At 28.3% G+C, this 21,272-nt stretch carries 19 protein-coding genes and 1 riboswitch; of the genes, 16 read left to right on the forward strand and 3 right to left on the reverse strand.

The features are described 5' to 3' along the window. Positions 1-44: 44 nt before the first annotated feature. Positions 45-2,873 carry an OppA family ABC transporter substrate-binding lipoprotein gene (locus AC0B4K_RS03390; RefSeq protein ID WP_465103802.1) on the reverse strand — a complete coding sequence of 943 codons (2,829 nt, stop codon included), beginning with the start codon at positions 2,871-2,873 and terminating at the stop codon, positions 45-47. 28 nt (positions 2,874-2,901) lie between these two features. Further along, positions 2,902-4,725, reverse strand: a complete 1,824-nt coding sequence (gene pepF, locus AC0B4K_RS03395; RefSeq protein WP_465103803.1) for an oligoendopeptidase F — start codon at positions 4,723-4,725, stop codon at positions 2,902-2,904. Positions 4,726-4,835: 110 nt separating this feature from the next. After that, positions 4,836-5,004, reverse strand: a riboswitch (Lysine riboswitch). A 437-nt stretch (positions 5,005-5,441) separates the two neighbouring features. On the opposite strand from pepF, the gene secA reads away from it, so the two are divergent. Both secA and AC0B4K_RS03405 read left to right on the forward strand, forming a co-directional pair. Next, positions 5,442-7,955: a preprotein translocase subunit SecA gene (gene secA / locus AC0B4K_RS03400; protein WP_465103804.1), complete on the forward strand. Its 2,514-nt coding sequence runs from the start codon at positions 5,442-5,444 to the stop codon at positions 7,953-7,955. A gap of 165 nt (positions 7,956-8,120) precedes the next feature. Beyond that, positions 8,121-8,282, forward strand: a complete 162-nt coding sequence (locus tag AC0B4K_RS03405) for a hypothetical protein (RefSeq protein WP_465103805.1) — start codon at positions 8,121-8,123, stop codon at positions 8,280-8,282. A gap of 32 nt (positions 8,283-8,314) precedes the next feature. Here the strand turns inward: AC0B4K_RS03405 and AC0B4K_RS03410 are convergent, their stop codons facing one another. Continuing rightward, positions 8,315-9,496: an IS3 family transposase gene (locus AC0B4K_RS03410; protein WP_465103758.1), complete on the reverse strand. Its 1,182-nt coding sequence runs from the start codon at positions 9,494-9,496 to the stop codon at positions 8,315-8,317. A 161-nt stretch (positions 9,497-9,657) separates the two neighbouring features. Between AC0B4K_RS03410 and AC0B4K_RS03415 the strand changes: the two genes are divergently transcribed. From AC0B4K_RS03415 to AC0B4K_RS03480, 14 genes are all read left to right on the forward strand, one after another. Next, positions 9,658-10,011 (forward strand): hypothetical protein, encoded by a 354-nt coding sequence (locus tag AC0B4K_RS03415; RefSeq protein WP_465103806.1) that lies wholly within the window; start codon positions 9,658-9,660, stop codon positions 10,009-10,011. A 52-nt stretch (positions 10,012-10,063) separates the two neighbouring features. Continuing rightward, positions 10,064-10,558 (forward strand): hypothetical protein, encoded by a 495-nt coding sequence (locus AC0B4K_RS03420; protein ID WP_465103807.1) that lies wholly within the window; start codon positions 10,064-10,066, stop codon positions 10,556-10,558. A gap of 2 nt (positions 10,559-10,560) precedes the next feature. Then, positions 10,561-10,989, forward strand: a complete 429-nt coding sequence (locus AC0B4K_RS03425; protein WP_465103808.1) for a hypothetical protein — start codon at positions 10,561-10,563, stop codon at positions 10,987-10,989. Between the two features lie 202 nt (positions 10,990-11,191). Continuing rightward, positions 11,192-11,794 (forward strand): hypothetical protein, encoded by a 603-nt coding sequence (locus AC0B4K_RS03430; protein ID WP_465103809.1) that lies wholly within the window; start codon positions 11,192-11,194, stop codon positions 11,792-11,794. Between the two features lie 127 nt (positions 11,795-11,921). Further along, positions 11,922-12,755: a hypothetical protein gene (locus AC0B4K_RS03435; protein WP_465103810.1), complete on the forward strand. Its 834-nt coding sequence runs from the start codon at positions 11,922-11,924 to the stop codon at positions 12,753-12,755. Between the two features lie 6 nt (positions 12,756-12,761). After that, entirely contained in the window at positions 12,762-13,121 is a 360-nt protein-coding gene (locus AC0B4K_RS03440; RefSeq protein ID WP_465103811.1) for a hypothetical protein, read from the forward strand. Next, complete coding sequence (locus tag AC0B4K_RS03445; RefSeq protein WP_465103812.1) at positions 13,122-14,093, forward strand: hypothetical protein; 972 nt, start codon at positions 13,122-13,124, stop codon at positions 14,091-14,093. A 43-nt stretch (positions 14,094-14,136) separates the two neighbouring features. Beyond that, entirely contained in the window at positions 14,137-14,889 is a 753-nt protein-coding gene (locus AC0B4K_RS03450; RefSeq protein WP_465103813.1) for a hypothetical protein, read from the forward strand. A 106-nt stretch (positions 14,890-14,995) separates the two neighbouring features. Continuing rightward, positions 14,996-15,274, forward strand: coding sequence for a hypothetical protein (locus AC0B4K_RS03455; protein ID WP_465102501.1), 279 nt, complete (start codon positions 14,996-14,998; stop codon positions 15,272-15,274). Positions 15,275-15,333: 59 nt separating this feature from the next. Beyond that, entirely contained in the window at positions 15,334-16,950 is a 1,617-nt protein-coding gene (locus AC0B4K_RS03460) for an ABC-F family ATP-binding cassette domain-containing protein (protein ID WP_465103814.1), read from the forward strand. 1 nt (position 16,951) lies between these two features. Continuing rightward, the gene (locus AC0B4K_RS03465) at positions 16,952-17,629 is read left to right on the forward strand and encodes a 16S rRNA (uracil(1498)-N(3))-methyltransferase (RefSeq protein ID WP_465103815.1); all 678 of its coding nucleotides are present in this window, start codon (positions 16,952-16,954) and stop codon (positions 17,627-17,629) included. A 44-nt stretch (positions 17,630-17,673) separates the two neighbouring features. Next, the gene (locus tag AC0B4K_RS03470; protein WP_465103816.1) at positions 17,674-18,225 is read left to right on the forward strand and encodes an inorganic diphosphatase; all 552 of its coding nucleotides are present in this window, start codon (positions 17,674-17,676) and stop codon (positions 18,223-18,225) included. 332 nt (positions 18,226-18,557) lie between these two features. Next, positions 18,558-20,357, forward strand: coding sequence for a S8 family serine peptidase (locus AC0B4K_RS03475; RefSeq protein WP_465103817.1), 1,800 nt, complete (start codon positions 18,558-18,560; stop codon positions 20,355-20,357). Positions 20,358-20,359: 2 nt separating this feature from the next. Then, on the forward strand, positions 20,360-21,145 hold the full coding sequence (locus tag AC0B4K_RS03480; protein ID WP_465103818.1) for a hypothetical protein: 786 nt from the start codon (positions 20,360-20,362) through the stop codon (positions 21,143-21,145). The last annotated feature ends 127 nt before the right edge of the window (positions 21,146-21,272 follow it).

The raw sequence follows: 21,272 nt of genomic DNA on the forward strand, positions 1-21,272 counted from the left end.
TAAAAACACAAAGCAATAAACAATGTTGTTTATTGCTATTTATGTTATTTTTCTTGTTTTGGTTCTTCTAGTCTTACTAAGTAAGTTGAATAATCACTTTCGTTAGGTGTATTAGGATAAATATAGTTAGGGTTTACCAAGACATCAGAAATTCCGTTTGTAGTTGAAGTATAGAATGGGTTAGGTAATAAACCAGAAATATTTGTTAATTCGCTTGTAAATTTAATAAGTTCATCTTTAGTTAATGCATGTGTTGTATCTGTATTCAATCACAATAAGTAGTATGCAGAAAGTTCGTGTGCACTAAGATATTTAGTTGTATCCTCTTTTGGTATATCTTTTAAGACAACATTTGTATCAGTTGATTTTTCTTCGTCCACAAGTTTATGACCTAAATAATCTGGCAATGAGTGTAAATCTTTATTTGTGAGTTTTGACCATTTTTCAACTGGAATTGATATTTTTAAAGTTTCTTTATTTAATTCTAAATAAGTTTTTAATTTCTGAGCTGCTTTTAATAAAGTTGGATATGCTAAAGCAACTTTTGTACTATATTGCTCATCATAAGCAATTGCAGCAAGAATTGGCATTACATATTTTCATGATCTATAGTCATTTGAACCATTAATCAATTCATAATCAGAAGTTCAGCCAATTAGTTCAGCTGGTGAAGGTGAGTATAGGAAGTAACTTTGTAATGATTTAGTAGCATTTTGTGGATCTAATTTTACAACAGTAACATTCATTCTTTCAGGGTATAATGAGTTAAGTACCTTTACTTGGTTTAAAAGTGATTGTTGTTCTTTTTCATTATAGTTAGTAAATCTATATGAAATCACAAATCTAATTTTACTATTTCCTTTCTCTTTATCGCTATCTTCTTTGTAAGCTGGATTTTCATTGTAAAATTCATCAACTAGGGTTTTAAAACGTTCTTTTAGTGTTTGATAAGCAGCAGATTGATATTTTTGATCAGCCGCTTGCCCAACTACATTGTTTTCACTAGGTCTTAATTCAGTCCCTAAGTTACCACCAAGATCAACTCTTTGATTAGTGTTGCGATCCACAACAAAAAGTTCGTTGATTTGGTCGGCTAATTTTCTCGGTGTATCTGTGTCAGTGTTTACAAATGGTGTATCTTGGGCAACACCAGTAAGTCAAGCCATACCATCAAGAGGTTGAAGTGATTCTTTAGCAGCATGATCTCAGTTAATTGCTGATGTAATAATGTTTCTAAATTCTGCCCCTCTTCCTGTTGTTGTGTAAGTTAAAGTATTTGTTGCTGTTCCTTTGTTAAGTTCTTCATGAGTTGCTCCTCAAAGTAATTTTGCAAATGCATCATTAAAGTATTTATCATTAAATTCTTTGTTTTGGCCATAATTTGGGATTACTGATAAATAGTAGTAACCTAAAGTTGATTTTTTATTTGAACTTTGAGATTTGCTTAGTCCAAAAACATCTTTATTTTTAGTGATTTTTTGTTGAGTATTTGCATCTAATTGTGTAAATGAAATTGCTGAAGTAGTTCCTGAAATAAATGCGTTATAGTTTTGACTTTTATATACATTTGCATCAACAGGTGCATTAAGATAGACATGTTGTAATTCTTTTAATCTACCAGGTGTATTTACATATGCTTGATCTTTATATTCTGTATTTAATACTCAACGTTTTGTTAAATCAGTAGCATCATATCCTTTATAGTAATATCTACCAGCATATAAAGTTGTATCATTGGTAAGACCATACCAGTATACTGCTGAGTCTTTAGTTTTACCAGTAGCTTTTGCTAAGTCACTTGCGATTGTTGCTTCTCTACCTTTTTCTTTTTGGAGTGGGACAAACTTTCTTAGTTCAGCTAGATTTTTGTTCATTTCATCAATGTATTGACTTGGTGCTGGAACATAATCATAGTTACCAAATAAAATACTTTTGTAGAATTCTACAAATTGTGCGGTAGCATTTGGATCAGCTTTTTGAAATACTAAGTAATTTTTGTCACCATCTTTTTTAATAAATGAACTTTCGTCAATTATTTTGTCAAAATCAATATTGTACAGTCCGTATAAATATTTATTACTGAAGGTATTTTTCTCATCAAATGTACCAGCAGAATTTGGAATAATTGTTTTAGCTGTTTCATCTAAGTGTTTTGATCCACCATTTTCAAGACGTGCCTTAGTATCTGAATATAAGTAAGTTCTTAAAATTCCGTAATAGAAATCTCTGGCAACGATTTTGTAATTTGTTTTCGTACCAGTTGAATCTACCCAATTTGCAGATTCATCAACCTCAATTTCAAATTTAGATGCTTTTGATAAGTCATCAAAAAATTTAGGATTGTTGATTGATTTAGGATCATTGCTGGTTAATTCTATGAAAGATGATGCATAATATTTCCCATCAATTGTCGGAGCTCCTAAAGGCTCAGTTTTATCATTATCATAAACAACTTCTTTACCATCAACATATAGTTTAATAGATTTTGCATATTCTAAGGTTCATTTTAAGGTTGATGGTTTAGTTACATAAGTTTTTTTGACTGCATTAATACCGTCAGCACTAATTGATTCTTCTTCAAAAAATTCAGCTTTGCCAGATCCTTCGTGTCTAAATAAGAAACCTGATGAAGCTAATCCTACACCCGCTGATGAACCACTGATTGAACCAGAATACTTAGATCCATCAAACTCGCCAGCAGATTGTTCATATTTAGAGTTAAATTGATTACGGTAAATGTATTGTTTTGCATAGTTCGCAAATGTTTCGGTGACTAAAATATTATCGCCACTATTGCCACAAGCTACAGTAGCTATTGGTAAAGCAAGTGCACTTAATGTACTTGCAAATAAAAATAATTTTCTTTTTTTCATAATAATTCCTTTTATTTAATAGTAGTGTTTAAAATAATTTTTTTCCAATTTTGATTCATTGGTTAATGAGGTCTTGTAAATAATCATATCCCTCATCATAAAATTTGCTGTTTGTAAGGTCTACACCAACTTTTTTTAATATCTCTAGCGGATAATCGTTACCACCGGCACTTAAAAAGTTTTGAATGTAATTTTCAAGAGCCTGAGTGCCATATTTTTTATATTGTTTAAAGAAATAAATTGCAACTAATTGTCCAATTGCATATTTATAGACATAGAAACCATAATAATAATGCGGTACATAAATCGATTGAATGGTTCCTTTAGGTGTATACTTTAAAGAATCATTTAAAGTATATTTTTTAGCATTTTCAAAGTATATTTTACTAATCGAATCATAGCTTGAACTAGCCCTTCCTTGCTCAATTGCTTTGTATAAATCATATTCGTAGTTAGCTCATAAAACTTGCTTATGCACAGTGCCACTAAAACCACTAATAAGATTATTTAATAAATAGAAAGTTAATTTATCATTATTTGAGTTTGTAATTAAATAATCAAATAACATTAATTCATTAAAAATAGAAGCAATCTCAGCCAAGAAAATTGGATAACTTGCATTATTAATATCATTATGTTTATCAGAATAATACGAATGCATTGAGTGACCTAATTCGTGGGCCAAGGTTTCAACACTACGTAACATCCCATCAAAATTCATTAAAATATATTTTTTATCAATACCATATGTAGCACCAATACTATAAGCACCAGAACGCTTAGTAGTTGTGCTCATATAGTCAACTCAATTTTCATTTAGGGCTTTCCATACTTGGTTGTAGTATTCAGAGCCAAAAGGTTCAAGCGCTTTTAAAACTAAGTCATTAGCTTCTTTGACTGAATATGACGTTTTAACTTTAACTAGTTCACGAGATCAATCATAATCGTGAAATTCTTCACCAAAACGTTTTTTATAAAATGTTTTTAAATTACGAACATACTTTTTCAAAATTTGTTTTTTCTGCGCAACTTTTTGAAATAGAGTTTGCAAAATTTCGTCACTTATTTTGTCTTCATAAGTCAACATATGGACTGTTGAATCATACTTGCGTACTTTTGCTTCTGAAACTAGCATATTAAAATGTTGATACAATATTTCTGCAAAAGAATCTTTATGCTTATAATAAGCATCTCAATATTTTTGATAAGCTTGCTTGCGAACTTCTTTATCGCTTGATTTCAATAATTTATTACGTTTAATTGGGTCAAGTTTAGTTTTTTGACCATTTGGCATCTTTACATAACCATAATCAAGCTCGCTATCACTTAAAATACTAAATATAGAATGTGGGTTAGGTGCACCTAGTGAACTTTGCACTAAGTATTCTTCTACTTTATCATCTAATTTATATTTTTGTGATGCTATTAAATCTTCAATAGTTCGTTTATAACTTTTTAACCTTGGATCATCTTTCCATACTTTCATTTTGTCAATATTTTTAAAGAAACGTGGTAACTCAGATCCAAATTCTTGATTTAGTAAATAAGCTTGATATTCAAAATCTTTTTCTCATTTAATATACTGAGCATTATTTAAATCAGTACTCAAATTATTAGAAATATAGTTATAAATCTTATTAGAAATAATAGTTTGCTCTTGTTCTAATTTAATATCATCTAAATAAGCATCAATTGAATCATATTTTGAATCTTTTACTGCGATCCGTTTTTTTGTTATATTTTGATATTGATTAATTCAATATTCTAAGCTTTTACCCTGTAATAAATCTTCTAAATCTCAGCGATATTTTGCTTCAACATCCTTATGATTTTTATATTGTTTAATTTCCACAAAACCTCCATTTAAATCAAAAAATCTTGTAGAGTATAAATCTACAAGACTAATTTAATAATATAAATTAAATAAGGTTTTAAAAAACCAAATTATTATTAATAGAAATGTAAATCTATAGCTCCAAGGGCGACAAACACCCAAGAGTAGAAATCTTTTATGACTTTCTACCAGCATTTAAAATTGCCACCTTAAATGCTTCGGCTTTTATGTCCTTTCAATATTCTATGTATGCCTACTGAAATATTTACTAATCCTAAAAGCTCCTCTATAGTAATCTTCATAACAGATTTCTAAACTTATTAATCTGTTATGAATAACAACTCAACAGATTAATATTAAAACATACAAATGTTATGGAATAACATAGTATAAATAGAGTTAATATTAATCAGTGTAATGAGTCTTTCGTTTTTCATGAGCAAATTATATCATATAAATTTTAAAAACAAGAAAAATATTTTTTGTTTATTAGTTTTGTTTTTTGGAAAAGCCACAGGCGAAATATTAACAAAATAATCCTCTAACAATATATTTTTCTAAACTTTTGATATAATTTTAGGGTCTCCTTTATTTTTTGAAAAATTATTAATACAACTATTTTATTACAAGGCAGACAAAAAATAATGTCACATGCAAAACGCTTGCATGTGACATTTACATTTAATAAATTATTCAAACCTTCAAATTTAAATTTTTAATATATAATATAAGTTATGAAAAAAATAAGCAATATTTTTGACCTTAAATCTACTGAAATGAGAATTGCTGAAAAATCATTAAAGAAAATTAATTCACTTGAAGCAATAGTCTCAAAATTTACTGATGAAGAATTGAAATCAAAAACATCCTTTTTTAAGGATTTACTTAAACAAGGTTATACACTAGAAGATATCCGCGAGGATGTTTTTGCAATTGCTCGCGAAGCAACTAAAAGAGTTTTAGGAAAAAGACCTTTTGATGTTCAAATATTAGGAGGGTTACTCCTAGACCTTGGTTCAGTTGCCGAAATGAAAACAGGTGAAGGTAAAACAATTACTTCAATTGCTCCAGTTTATTTAAATGCTTTACTTGGTAAAGGAGCAATTGTTTCAACTGTTAATGAATATTTAACAGAACGTGATGCAATTGAAATGGGTGAAGTATTTAACTTCCTTGGTTTAACGGTTGGAATTAATAAAGCCCAATTAGACCCAAGTTCAAAACGAGCCGCCTATGCTTGCGATATCACTTACTCAGTTCATTCTGAACTAGGATTTGACTATTTAAGAGACAACATGGTTACTAATAAACACGAAAAAGTACAACGTGGTTTATATTTTTGTTTGATTGATGAAGTTGACTCCATTTTAATTGACGAAGCTAAAACACCGTTAATTATTTCTGGAGGAGAAAAAGAAGACATTAGTGCATATTTCGCTGCTGATCAATTTGTAAGAACTTTATCACACCAAGATTATATTATCGATGAAGAATCGAAAGTTGTTGCCTTAACACACTCAGGAATTCAAAGGGCAAATGAATTTTTCAATACTCCAAATATTTATAATATGGAAAATAGCGAAAAAATTCATCTAATTCAAAATGCATTAAGAGCTCATAAAATTATGCGTATTGACGTTGAATATATTGTAAGAGACGGAAAAATAGAACTAGTTGATGCATTTACAGGAAGAATTATGGATGGTCGGAGCTATTCAGAAGGGTTGCAGCAAGCTATCCAGGCTAAAGAACAAATTGAAATTGAACCAGAAACCAAAACTCAAGCCACAATTACCTACCAAAACTTCTTTAGAATGTTCAAAAAACTTTGTGGAATGACAGGTACTGGTAAAACTGAAGAGCAGGAATTCATTGATATTTATAATATACGTGTAAATGTTGTGCCGACAAATAAACCAATTGCTAGAATAGATGAGCCTGATTCTATTTTTTATGATTCAGAAGATAAATGAAATGCTGTGGTGGAAAAAGTTTGAGAATTATATGAAAAAGGTCAGCCCGTTTTAGTTGGGACTTCGCAAATTGAAGATTCAGAAGTCTTGCATAAACTTCTTTTAAAACGGGGAATACCTCATACTGTTTTAAATGCTAAACAAAATGCTTCTGAAGCTGAAATTATTGCTAAAGCTGGAGAAGTTAAATCAGTTACAATTGCAACTAACATGGCAGGTAGGGGAACTGATATTAAACCTACTCCAGAAGCAATTGCTTTAGGTGGCTTATATGTTTTAGGTACCGATAAAGCCGAAGCAAGGCGTATTGATAACCAATTAAGAGGTCGTTCAGGACGTCAGGGCGATGTTGGAACGAGTAAATTCTTTGTTTCCTTAGAAGACCAACTTATCAAGCGTTTTGCTTCATATGAACAATTCCAAGAAGCTTATGCAGATAAAAAAGGCAATGAAATATCAAGTAAAACATTAAGATTGCAATTTAATTATGCACAAAAGAAAATTGAAGGTTTTAACTATGATTCTCGGAAATCAGTGCTTAATTATGATGATGTAATTCGCCAACAAAGGGATTTAATTTATGCCCAACGTGATTTAATTTTAACTAGTTCAAATGTTGATTTTATTATTAAAAGAATGTTTGCATCAGCTGCTAAATCAGTTGTTCAAAACGATGAATTTAATACACATCACAATTATGATTATGATGCATTAGTTAGATTTTTAAATGAAAATATTGGTCAACTAGTTTCATTTAACTTTGACATATCTGATATTGTCAAAGTTCATGAAAATGATTTACCAGATTATATTGCCAATATTATTCTTTCACTTTATGAAGCATGAATTAAAAATGCTACTGAAAATGCCGATCCTGAAGAAATTGCACAACTACAAAAACAAAGTATTTTATCTGTTTTAGATAGTAGGTGACAAAGACAAATCAACCGCATGGATAAATTACGTTCAAATGTGAATTTAGTACAATACTCACAAAAAAACCCATATCAAGTTTATACAGAAGAAGGAACAAAACTATTTGAAGCAATGCTTAATGATATTGCATATAAAGTTATGGTTAATATCTTAAAACACCGCATGGGTAAAAAATCATTAATTACTAAAGCAATGCGGCAAGATCCTTTATTCCAAACTATGATCCAGGTTTTTAACTTTGGCGGAGCACAAACCATCGAAGAATTTGAACAAAGCATGATTAATAAATACTATGAATTAAAACAACAAGAGATAAATTCAAAACAACCACAAAACTAAATGTTAAATACTAAAAAAACACCTAAGGGTGTTTTTCTTAATTAAATCACTATAGCATTTGTTTACACTCTTTATAGTATAATTGCATAATAACAACGGGGTTGTGATTTTGCATAATGTAATTAGTATTAGTAAAATTATAAAAATAATAAATTTTTACTGAAAATGTTGGATACAAACAATCATGAAAGAGTGATAAGTTTTTATCCACAACTAGATCATAACTTAACTTTTAAAAATACAGATGATAACAAATTTATTAAAGTTAATTTAAATAAACAAAGCAAAAATTATGACCAAAGTATATTCAAAACTAAAGATGAATAAACATGGACAGCAAAATTTAACATTTTAGTAACTTATAATGCCATTGCAAATTGCTTTGGCGTTTTTCAGTTTAAGTTTGATTGAATTCGATCGTTATTATACCAAACTACATATTCTTGTATCATATCATTAAGTTCATTGAATGTTATTTTGGAATAATCTAAATCATTTAATAATTCGGTTTTAATGATCCCAAACCAATATTCAATTTCTCGATTATCAAGTGAGTTTCCCACTCTTGATAACGAAATAACGCCACCAATATTTTGAACTTCTTTAATATATTGATGATGTGTATATTGAAAGCCATGATCTGAGTGAATGATAAAATTTTTGGGTTTGTATTGTTTTAATGAATTTAAATTGTCTAAAACTAGTTCTAGATTATTACTTCTTGATAATTTAAAACCAACAATTTGTTTAGTTTTATGAGATAAAATTGCAGACAAATAAACGTGTGATTCTAACACGTCTTTTGGTGCTTTTATATATGAAACATCAGTTGCATAAATATTTCGATTGTTTTGATCGTTATAATCACGATTTACTAAGTTATCAATTTGTGAAGATACATTTTTAATTTCTTTTCGTTTTGATTTTTGTCTAAGCTTACATTTTAGGCCTAAAAGGTTCATATATCTCCCTAAAGAACGTTCGTTTATATCTATTTTGTATTTTTGAGATATGTAAACACTTAGCTTTAGCCTTCCATATCTTGACTTTGTTTCTATGAACGATTTTTCAATTACATCACTATGTTTAGGGAGTTTTTGTGAAATTTTAATCTTATGAGTTTTAGAAATTGTTTGCCTAGAAATGCCAAAAACTTCTGAAAGCTTCACGTAACTTATGCTAAAACTTTTTAATTCAATAACTTTCTTACTTTTGGGTAATTCATTGGTAATTTCATAATATCTTTTAGCTATTTGTAACAAATCATCACGATCAAAAATATCTCAATTTGGTTCTCTTTTCTTCTTAGGACTGCCACTTCCTTTTTTGCGGTTTTCGCCTTTCTTTGTCTGCAATAAGTCTTCCATACCTAAATTATAATACTTAATTATTTTATTAATTCTAACTTTTACACTATTTCTTTGTAAGTTTTTTGTTCCTGGTGATATTTGGTAAATAGCCCGAAAAGCACCTGGGAAACCTGACTTTTGATATTCTTCATATATTTTTGCAAATTCTTCTTTCTTTAAATGTCTTGACATAATTTTCCTTTCAAAAAATTTTTTCGTTGGTACCAACGAATGGTAACAGAAAAGCTAACATTTACATGTTAACTTTTCTGTCCGGCTTTAGAATGTGAATATTTTTCTAAAATATTACCATGAGATCTAATAAGCATTAAAACAGAAAGAGGTAGATAAGCGTGAAATTCCAAAAAACATTAATTTCTAACATGGATTTAATTCAAGTTGCTAATTTTACAAGTGTTTCTAGTGTCACACAAACCCTACAAACTGATAGCAAATCCGATATTTCTGAACAAGATCAAATTAATTTAACTAATAATGTTGTTGCAGTTGTTTCAGATGCAGTAAAAAATACAAGCAATATTAACCAACTAACCCAAACTAAAAACACTAAACAAAATAAAAAGGTAAAACAAGAATTTCTAACTAAAATCACAAATAAACTAGACATAAGAATAAAAAGTAACCCATTAAAAGAACAAGAAGTTAAATCTCGTTTAAATAGTTATGATTTTTCTTGGAAATTATAATGCGCAATTGCGAAACGTTAAATAAGAAATAGACAATCAAAAACAAACTAGGGTGTTGGAAAAAGCACCTGATAGAATTTTAACTCCATATAATACTTATATTAATAATGATCCAGGAACATCAAAGGTGTTAAGTTTACTTTTAGAAAAATACCAGAAAATTTACAAAATTAAAGGCGAATTGTATGATCAATTAGCAAAGGAACAAAAATTTAATACTGAAATTCAAAATCTTATAGTAGCATTTACAGCTGCATTAGTTGTTACAGGATTCTTTGGGTTGTTTTTTACTCCACTTGCATTTATTGCTACAGGTGCCGGTTTAATTGCACTAGGTTTAAGTGTGTATAAAGAATTCCGTAAAACGAAAACAAATGCAATAAAAAGACAATTAGAATTATTAGATCAAATTGAGGAAATTGATTTAACTAAATTTATTAAAGACGGTGTTAAATTGGGCGTTGATTTTGCTGCTAATATTTCAGATCTTGCAATACAATCATTAGCAACTGATATAGCCATAAAAAATGCTTCTAAATACATTTAAAAGTGTGGGGAATTTTTAGCGTTGCATATGATGTACATAGTTTTCTAAAAAGTTCTGACGAACTAGATGAAGAAATAAATAAGTTAAAAGCTATTAATATTGAAATAGAAAAAATTAGAGAAATGAAGCTACAATATGCTCAGCAATGAGATAATTTTAAAAAACTTAATAAAATAGTAGTTATCTCTGAAACACCACAAACTTTTGCATATAAAAGTGGAGGCACTGGAGAGACAAATATGTTTTTTAAACGTGTTATAGATGGCAAAATATTCAGTCGAAAAGAAATGCTTGCAATGAGCAAATATGAATTAGACAGTTATAATTTAATCAAGGTTAAAAGAACTGTAACTAAAAATAATCAAACATACACGTATGAATATATTCGAAGTAAAAATAGTAATAAATTATTAGAAGATAATTTGGGTTAACATGATCTTTGAAGCAATTATAATAACCTGGTCAATTATCTTTATAATTTGATTTCTTTTCACCGCCTACAATATTGTTTATATTAAAAAAATAAAGACACAACTGCACTTCTTACCTAATTTGTTTTTTGTAGCAAAAAAACAGACCCAAGAATATTTCCTAAATAATGGAATAAAATTAGAAGACTTTTATTTTCATGATTTGATTAAAATTTTTAATAAACAAAAATTAATATATAGGAAGCAGCAACTAGTAGCAAGTTATTTTATTATTTGAAATATTCATATCGGGATTTTAGTTGGGATTTTTTCTGTTATAGTTCCTTTAGCTTATGGTGAATTTAAATTAGACAAACTTGGTCCAGAAATTCACCTAACGCTTTGAGTTATTTGAATGATCTTATTTAGTATTTTAAATTGATTTTTAGTTCTCTGGATAAACAGGGGTTATCTTTTGAGCATTGCTTTACAGTTTCAATATATATATCAAATATCATTAGATAATATACAAGAATGACGTGACAAAAATCAAAAACTAAAAAATGAGGGGTCCTATATTTCCTTAAAAGAATTTTCTGATATTTATAAACAAATAAAGAAGCCTAAAAAAATATTAATTAATCGTGGCAATCGTGTTTGATATTCATTTAAATTTAATATTGAATATAACAAAAGTATTCAAGAATTTTTTGACACACCAGAAAGATACCTTTATTTTATCTCTGTATTGCCTTATGATGATATAAAAATAAATTATAAAAAAGTAGAAGATTATTTCACAAGTTGGTTTGACATTAATGAATAAGAAATAACTGCATACTTAATAACTCGTGTGTGACTTTTAGAAAAAACACAAAGCAGCAACATTATCTTTCTCCAAATTATGCATCTAAATTGTAGTATAATTAATAAATATAAAAAAAGGAGGTATTTTGTATTTAGGAGTATCTAGACTGGGAAGTATATTAAATTTTGCACCCAAAAATACATGAACAAAATGAACAGACAATTTCTTTGTTTTATTAAAGTATGATTATTCAACAGCATTTTTAGTTATCTCAGCAATTATTTTGACTATATTAATATTTATTCCAATTATCAAGAAATACTTAGAAATGAAAAAAATTAAACTCCCCTTTTTTCATATTTATAATGTTTTAAATGGGAATACAAGTAGTTTTTTCATTAAAAATAGAATTAAAATAAACGATGAATATTTTGAAAAATTAAAATTAATACTTGAAAAGTATGACAGCTTTATATATAAAAAGTATTGGGCTGATACTAAAAAAAAATTTCCCTTTAGCCTTACTATTGTTTTGTTGTCAGCACTTCTTAATATATTAATTGTTACTTTTGGTTTATTACAAATTAATTCTGATTATTTTATACCGCATCTAACTGTGTCAATTTATATTGTATTGTTACAAATACTTGCTTCATATCTTAATAAAAAGCTAGATGTTAATAAATACTTTATTGAAAATATTAACTACAAGCAAATGTTGGATCATTGAAAAGATTTTAATACTCAATTAAGTGATGAAAGTATTTTTACAAATTTTTATAACGCAGAAATATCAAAAAATTATAATAATAAAATTAAACTATTTTTCATTGAAACTGATAATAAATTTATTAAAGTTAATTTAAATAAACAAAGCAAAAATTATGACCAAAGTATATTCAAAACTAAAGATGAATGTGAATATTTTTCTAAAATATTACCATGAGATCTAATAAGCATTAAAAACAGAAAGAGGTAGATAAGCGTGAAATTCCAAAAAACATTAATTTCTAACATGGATTTAATTCAAGTTGCTAATTTTACAAGTGTTTCTAGTGTCACACAAACCCTACAAACTGATAGCAAATCCGATATTTCTGAACAAGATCAAATTAATTTAACTAATAATGTTGTTGCAGTTGTTTCAGATGCAGTAAAAAATACAAGCAATATTAACCAACTAACCCAAACTAAAAACACTAAACAAAATAAAAAGGTAAAACAAGAATTTCTAACTAAAATCACAAATAAACTAGACATAAGAATAAAAAGTAACCCATTAAAAGAACAAGAAGTTAAATCTCGTTTAAATAGTTATGATTTTCTTGGAAATTATAATGTGTAATTGCGAAACGTTAAAAAAGAAATAGACAACCAAAAACAAACTAAGGTGTTGGAAAAAGCACCTGATAGAATTTTAACTCCCTATAATACTTATATTAATAATGATCCGGGAACATCAAAGGTGTTAAGTTTACTTTTAGAAAAATACCAGAAAATTTACAAAATTAAAGTCGAATTGTATGATCAATTAGCAAAGGAACAAAAATTTAATACTGAAATTCAAAATCTTATAGTAGCATTTACAGCTGCATCAGTTGTTACAGGATTCTTTGGGTTGTTTATTACTCCACTTGCATTTATTGCTGCGGGCGCTGGTTTAATTGCACTAGGTTTAAGTGTGTATAAAGAATTCCGTAAAACGAAAACAAATGCAATAAAAAGACAATTAGAATTATTAGATCAAATTGAGGAAATTGATTTAACTAAATTTATTAAAGACGGTGTTAAATGATCAACTGATGCTTTTATTCTCGCAAGTGATTTAATGACTAAAAGAAATGTATCAGATATAGCCATAAAAAATGCTTCTAAATATATTTCAAAAGTGTGGGGAATTTTTAGCGTTGCATATGATGTACATAGTTTTCTAAAAAGTTCTGAAGAACTAGATGAAGAAATAAATAAGTTAAAAGCTATTAATATTGAAATAGAAAAAATTAGAGAAATGAAACTACAATATGCTCGGCAATGAGATAATTTTAAAAAACTTAATAAAATAGTCGTTATCTCTGAAACACCACAAACTTTTGCATATAAAAGTGGAGGCACTGGAGGGACAAATATGTTTTTTAAACGTCTTATAGATGGCAAAATATTCAGTCGAAAAGAAATGCTTGCAATGAGCAAATATGAATTAGATAGTTATAATTTAATTAAGGTTAAAAGAACTGTAACTAAAAATAATCAAACATACACCTACGAATATATAAGAAGTAAAAATAGTAATAAATTATTAGAAGATAATTTGGGTTAACATGATCTTTGAAGCAATTATAATAACTTGGTCAATTATCTTTATGCTTTGAACAATTTTTTCAATACAAAATATAATTAATATTAAAAAAATCCAAAAAGAACTTTTATTTTTACCAAATTTATACTTTATAGCCGAGAAACAGACTCAAGAGTATTTTTTAAATAATTCAATAAAGTTAGATGACATTTATTTTGATGATTTGATCAAAATCATAAGTAAGCAAAGATTTATATACAAAAAAGCTGAAACCGCATTAGACAATTATCATCAAACTAATTTTAATATTTCAATATGAATTGCTGCTTTTGGTTTATTAGTTCCAATTGCTTATGGCGAATTTAAATTCGATAAATTAGCAGATAATAGCGAATATATTACTTATCTTATTTGATTCCTTTTTTTTATACTGTCAAATTGAGTTTTAGTATTTGCAATAAGCCTGGGGTATCTTTTAAGCATTTTCTACCAACTTAAACCCATAACTTCTAAAATAACTTTAGAAAATATACAAGAATGAAAAGATAAAAATCAAAAACTAAATAATGAAATCACTTTTGTTTCCTTAAATGAATTTTTAGATATTTATAAGCAAATTAGCCAACCAAAAAAAATACTAATTAATAGAGGCAATCGAGTTTGATATACATTTAAATTTAATATTGAATATACCAAAAGAATTCAAGAATTCTTTGAAAATCCAGAAAGATATCTTTATTTTATATCTGTGTTACCTTATGATAATATCAAAATAAATTACAAAAGGGTTGAAGGTTATTTTACAAGTTGATTATAATCGAAAACACATATGTAAGAAAATTTTAAGCACGATATTTGCAAATATACTATTATTATTCTTAAAGAGTATGGTATAATTAAGAAACAATATAGAAGGAGTTAATATGAGACAAAATAAAACAGACACAAGAAAGTTAAGACATCTAGATTCAAATATTAAGTCCCAAGAACATGGCATAAGATTTAAAAGATTTTTAGGAGATGAAACTATTATGGAACATGTATATCGCCCAATTGGTGGAAAAGCCTGCAGTGGAACTTGCAGAGGAAATAAAAATGCAAATGTGCTATTAGCACAAAGATTTGCCAACCAAAACTTATTTAATTTTGAAAATTTAGCAAAAGAATTTTTAGGTTTCTTTCACGAAATCGTAAATAAATAAAAATAAATAAAGAACCATTTTGTTAATATGGTTCTTTATTTTTGAACAAAGGAGGGAAAATGTTAGAAGTCCAAAATTTAAGCAAAATATTTAGCGATAAAAAACTCTTTGAAGGGGTTAATTTAAAATTTACTGAATCTAATACTTACGGAATTATTGGGGCTAACGGAGCTGGTAAAAGTACTTTTTTAAAAATAATTGCTGGGCAAGTGGAACCAACTAGTGGCCAAATCATTAAAGAAAAAAATAAACGTATTTCAGTTTTAAGCCAGGACCACAATGCATATGACTCATATAATGTTACTGATGTAGTTATTATGGGTAATACTGATTTATATGCTATTATGCAAGAAAAAGATGCAATTTATGCAAACCCAGATGCAACAATGGAAGATTACACCAGAGCTGGTGAATTAGAAGAGAAATTTGGTGACTTAGGTGGTTGAACAGCTGAGAACGATGCCCAAGAACTACTAAGTAATTTAGCAATTCCTAAAGATAAATGAATGTCACAAATGAGCGAATTAACAGCGAACCAAAAAATTAAGGTTTTGTTAGCAAAAGCCTTATTCGGTAATCCAGATATTTTAATCATGGATGAGCCAACTAACCACTTAGATCTTCGCTCAATTAAATGATTAGAAAACTTTTTAATTGATTATCCAAACGTTGTAATTGTCGTGAGTCATGATAGTGATTTTTTAGATTCAATTTGTACCCATATTGTTGATATTGATTATAATGAAGCTAAAATTTATACAGGTAATTATTCATTTTGAAAACAATCTTCAGAATTAGCTCGTGAAATGATGAAACAAAGCAATGTTAAAAAAGAGGCACAAATTGAAAAACTAAAAGAATTTATTGCTCGCTTTAGTGCTAATGCATCTAAATCTCGACAAGCTACTAGTCGTAAAAAAGCTTTAGAAAAAATTACTCTTGATGAAATTAAACCATCCAACCGTAAATATCCATATGTTCGTTGGGAAATGAACCGTGATCATGGTAAACAAATTTTAAATGTTGATAATTTAACATACCATAATGAAAATGGAGAATTATTATTTGAAAACGTCTCGTTTTCATTAAAACCTGGAGAAAAAATGGTTATTGTTGGTGATGACGATATTGCTAAAACACGTTTATTAGAATGTTTAATTGGTCTTAAAAAACCCACGGGCGGAACTATTGAGTGAGGTCAGACAATTACGCCAAGTTATTACCCAAATGATAATAATTCATATTTTGAAACTGATGAAAATATCTTAGAATGAATTTCGAAATGGCCTTTAGAAAATAAAGAAAAAATAAACCAAGGAAATGATGATGCTCGTATGCGGGGATTCCTAGGTCGCATGCTTTTTAGCAATGACACAGTCTTTAAAAAAGTGAAAGTAACTAGCGGAGGGGAAAAAGCTCGTTTAATGTTTTCAAGAATGATGCTTTTAGAATCTAACTTCTTAATCTTGGATCAACCCCTTGATCACTTAGACACCGAAAGCATTGACTCAGTTATTGAGGGTATTAATAATTATAAGGGCGGAGCAATTTTTACAACATATAACCGTGCTTTTGTTAACCAGTGTGCTAATGTAATCTTAGAATTACAAAACCCTCAAAATAGTTTTTTATTTAGAGGAACCTTAGAAGAATACGAAGAATTGCAACAGGACTAAAATGCACCGCTTTTTTGTATTTGAAAAAGAAAACGATTATTTTATTTTACCCAAAGAAACACTAAAACATTTAAATGTTATCCGTATTAACCAAAATCCATTTATTTGCGTTTATCAATCTAAATTTTACAAGTGTGTTTTGGAGGTTGATAAGGCTAAAATAATAAATGAATTACATCAAAATCATGAATTTGATTTTGATGTAACAGTTGCCTTATCCCTAATTAAATACGAGCGTTTTGAATGAGCTTTGCAAAAACTTGTTGAATTAGGAGTAACTAAAATTATTCCCCTAATTACTTCATATACTAATGGAGAATTATATAAATATGACAAATTTACAAAGCGCAAAAAACGCTTTGAATCAATTATCCAAGGAGCGGCTGAACAAAGCTTCCGTAATATTTTACCAGTGCTCAGCAACCCAATGGACTTTAAGAATTTAATTCACCATGAAGCGAGTTTAAAAATAATTGCACACGAAAAGCAAGATTATTCAAGAGCAATGCTAAATGATATAAACCAAGATACCTTATTTGTAATTGGACCAGAAGGCGGCTTTAGTGAACACGAAATTGAATTAGCCTTGAAACATGGATTTAAATGTGTTAGTCTTGGAAAACGTATTTTAAGAGCAGAAACAGCCGCAATTTATTTAATGAGTAAAATAAAAATCTAAAATTAGAAAAGTATTCTTTCTATTTTTTTTATTATAATTTATACATGAATAAGATAGACGTTAAAATTGAAATACCTAAAAATTCAAGAATTAAATATGAATATAACCGTAAAACTGGCGAAATAGAAGTAGACAGAATTCTCAGAGGAGATTTTGTCTATCCATGTAATTATGGATTTGTCCCAAATGCATTAGATTGAGATGGTGATGAACTTGATGTTTTAGTATATTCAAGTGAAACCTTTCATCCTGGGGCAAAGCTCAGTGCCCGTATTATTGGAGCTATGAAAATGGTCGATGATGGTGAAACTGATACAAAATTAATCGCCGTACACAGTGATGATTATCGCCTGGATCATATTCAAAACTTAAAAGAACTTCCTTTGCCTTTTTTAGATAGTATTAAGACATTCTTTAGCACATATAAAAATTGAAAACGTAAAGGTATTACAGTTGTTTCTGGTTTTGAAGGTCTTGAATATGCAATCCAAGAATATAATGAATGTGTCAATTTAATGAAAGAATATGGAGACTTACCTAAGCAAGAATTCATTGAAAAAATGAAACAACTTCACCCAGAAAAATATCCAAATTAAAATAAATATGATTTCCACTTCTGAATTTTTCAGAAGTGGGTTTTTATATAGGCGGACAAAAACGAGACATGAATATATTGATTTTTTTCGAACTTTTTTGTTTTAACCTAAGAGGAATCACATTGGATAAAAGTAAGCAAAACCAACAAAACACTACTGTGTTTGATCGTTTAAACATACATTTTTTATATAGAAATTATGTTAAAGTTAAAAGACAATTGTTTTGTTAATATTTTGCATGTGACTTTCCAAAAAACACCCTTGATTAAAAATTCTTTTATGTTATAATTTTTATGATATTTTTAGAAAATAGAAAATTATGGAGGTGCAAAATGAAAAATATCAAAAATCTTAAAACTTTCTTAAAACTTTCAAGTTTATCAACTGGTTTTTTTGCATTACCACTTGGTTTTAGTTTTTTGAACCCTACTTTGAGCAAAAAAACTGAAAATTATGAAATTCTTAGTAAAATAGAAAATGTGAATCTTACAAATTTAGTGATTTCACAAAAATCTAACGAATCGAAAACTGAGCAAATCAATTACGGAGTTAATAGATTTGATGTTTTTGGTTCGTTTTCAGTTGATTTTATAAAGTCATTGAAAACACATTTAGAAAACAATCTAGGACAAGTTGTCCAAGTTAAATTTGAAGAATATATTGGTGTAGTATCAATAGCCCATGTAAAAGGAATTGATAATAAACAATTATTATACTTAATTGAAGAATTTTTTAAAGATAATCAAATGGAATATAGAAAAATTTATAACTTCACTACTGGAATTTATTATGATGAATTCAAATATGTTAATACTGCAAATAAATCAGTAATAAATAAAAGCTCATCAGATAGTAGATATCACAATTCCTCATTTGAAACGCAAAAAGAAAACGATAGTATATTCGCTTTTGTTGGGTTAGATAAGGAAACAAGGTTTAAACATTTTAATAGTTTTATTGATAGTAAATTAAATGTTGGAGTTTTAGAGGGAGGAGTTGCTGAAACACATTCAAATGCTTTTGAGTGAAATCGTAAGTATGGAAATGGAATATGGTGGAGAGACATGTGATTCTATACAGAAAAATCATCAAGGCACGCAACCCAAGTTTCAGAATTAATTGCTGGAAAAAAAGGCATTAATCCATCTCTTACAGTTGTTTCTGTACAGACTGACTTAGAATGAAATGGTCTTAGCAGCGAAATGAATTATTTGATATGATACACAAATATAGTTAATAATAGTTGAGGTTTGGGCTATGATAACAAAAAACCAATCCCTGAATGGATGTTAACTTATAATTGGGCATCAAAATATTTTGATGATTTAATTTTTAATAACCCAGAACTCATTAATGTTATAGCTGCTGGAAATGCATACAGCAAGAAAAATGATATATTTGAAATTGCATTGTCTAAAAATAGCATCATAGTTGGCGCAACAAGTGAATGAAATTGAGAAAATAAAGCAAGTTCAAGCCAAGTAGGTAATGACTTAAATTATCTTTCAGTCGTAGCTCCCGGCGGATATTATTGATTTACTGATAGAACACAGTATTATGATGAGGATGGAAATTTAAGAACAGGTGGATATTATAATAAGGGGACAAGCTTCTCAGCCCCTGTAATTACAACAATGGCAGGAATGTTAAAACAAAAGTATAAAACTTATTTTGATTTAGGGTCAGATTCGATTATTTTCAAATCTGCTCTGATAACTGGCTCAAGAAAGCCTAATGGTATAAATTCGCTTTATACAAATGAAACTGGATATGGAATTCCAAATTATAAAAAAATTGAAAAAGCAATCCAGTCTTTAATAATCTTACCTAAAACTGACAAAAGTAATGATTTATCAAAAAACTCTCGCCAGGTATACTTGAACAAAGGGGATAAAATACGTGCTTCTTTAGCCTTCTTATACAATGGAACAAATGATAAAACTGATATTGATTTTAGAATTAAAGATATAAATGGTAATATTGTTGCTTCTTCTAACTCTTCGGACAAAAATGTTGAAGTTGTTGAATTTGTAGTTCCCAATTCAGGATTTTATAGATTTGAGGCATATAGATATTCAGAAAACTCAAATCCTGTGGAAGTAGCTATTACATATGCAAAGGAAAATAACTAAAAATGGCTTGAAAAATGCGAAGAGGTTTAAAGTATTCTCTTATATTTTTAGGATCAGCATTGTTAATTATACCTACATCACTTTATACTTTGTATAGGATTGAACATAAAGAATGAACTGAGCATTCTAAAATATATTTTAACAATTACTGAAATGATAATTATACCCTTTTTACTTTAGAAGGCGCTTATCCATCAACATTTTATAAAGATAATGATAGAATTTCAAAAGATAAACAAGTAGAGCCTTCTTCAGCTTGAGAATACGGTAATAACCCTGAACGCCTTGACAAAGAAGCTAACAAAAATGTCGATAATTGGGTTTATTCCAAGGAAAACGTCCAAAACACAACTTACCTTTTTAAGACTAAAAAAGAGTTTATTGATTTATTTTTAAAGCTACAACCTGAAAGGTATGTAGATGAAAATTATGTAACTAAGCAATACAAAGAATTGTTAGATAAGGTTGATTTTGAACAACAAGATCTTATTTTACTTAATAATTATGTCAATATATTCATGCCTAAAGACGGAGACAGGAGAAAACTAGGTTGAGATATTAAAGAATATAGTTATAATGATAGTAATAAGACACTCACATTAAAATGAGATGAAAATTATGAGCAAAAAAAGTATTGATGAAAGTCAAATTGCGAGTGAGGTTGCGTAGTTGATAAAGCATTAGGTTCAAACTACTGATACAGAAGCTTTTTTATAATAGTTAATAAAACAAGTTTAAACAATTATAAAGATTTGAAGATAGAAATGCAATATGAGTGATTAAAATAATTTTTTATATAAATCCGGACAGAAAGTTAACATTTTCATGTTAACTTTCTGTCCGGCTTTAAAACGAGATATGAATATCTTAATTTTTGTGTTCTTTTTTCATTTTTAATCAAAGAGGTTTATATTC

The sequence above is a fragment of the Mycoplasma sp. 11548 genome (assembly GCF_055523555.1).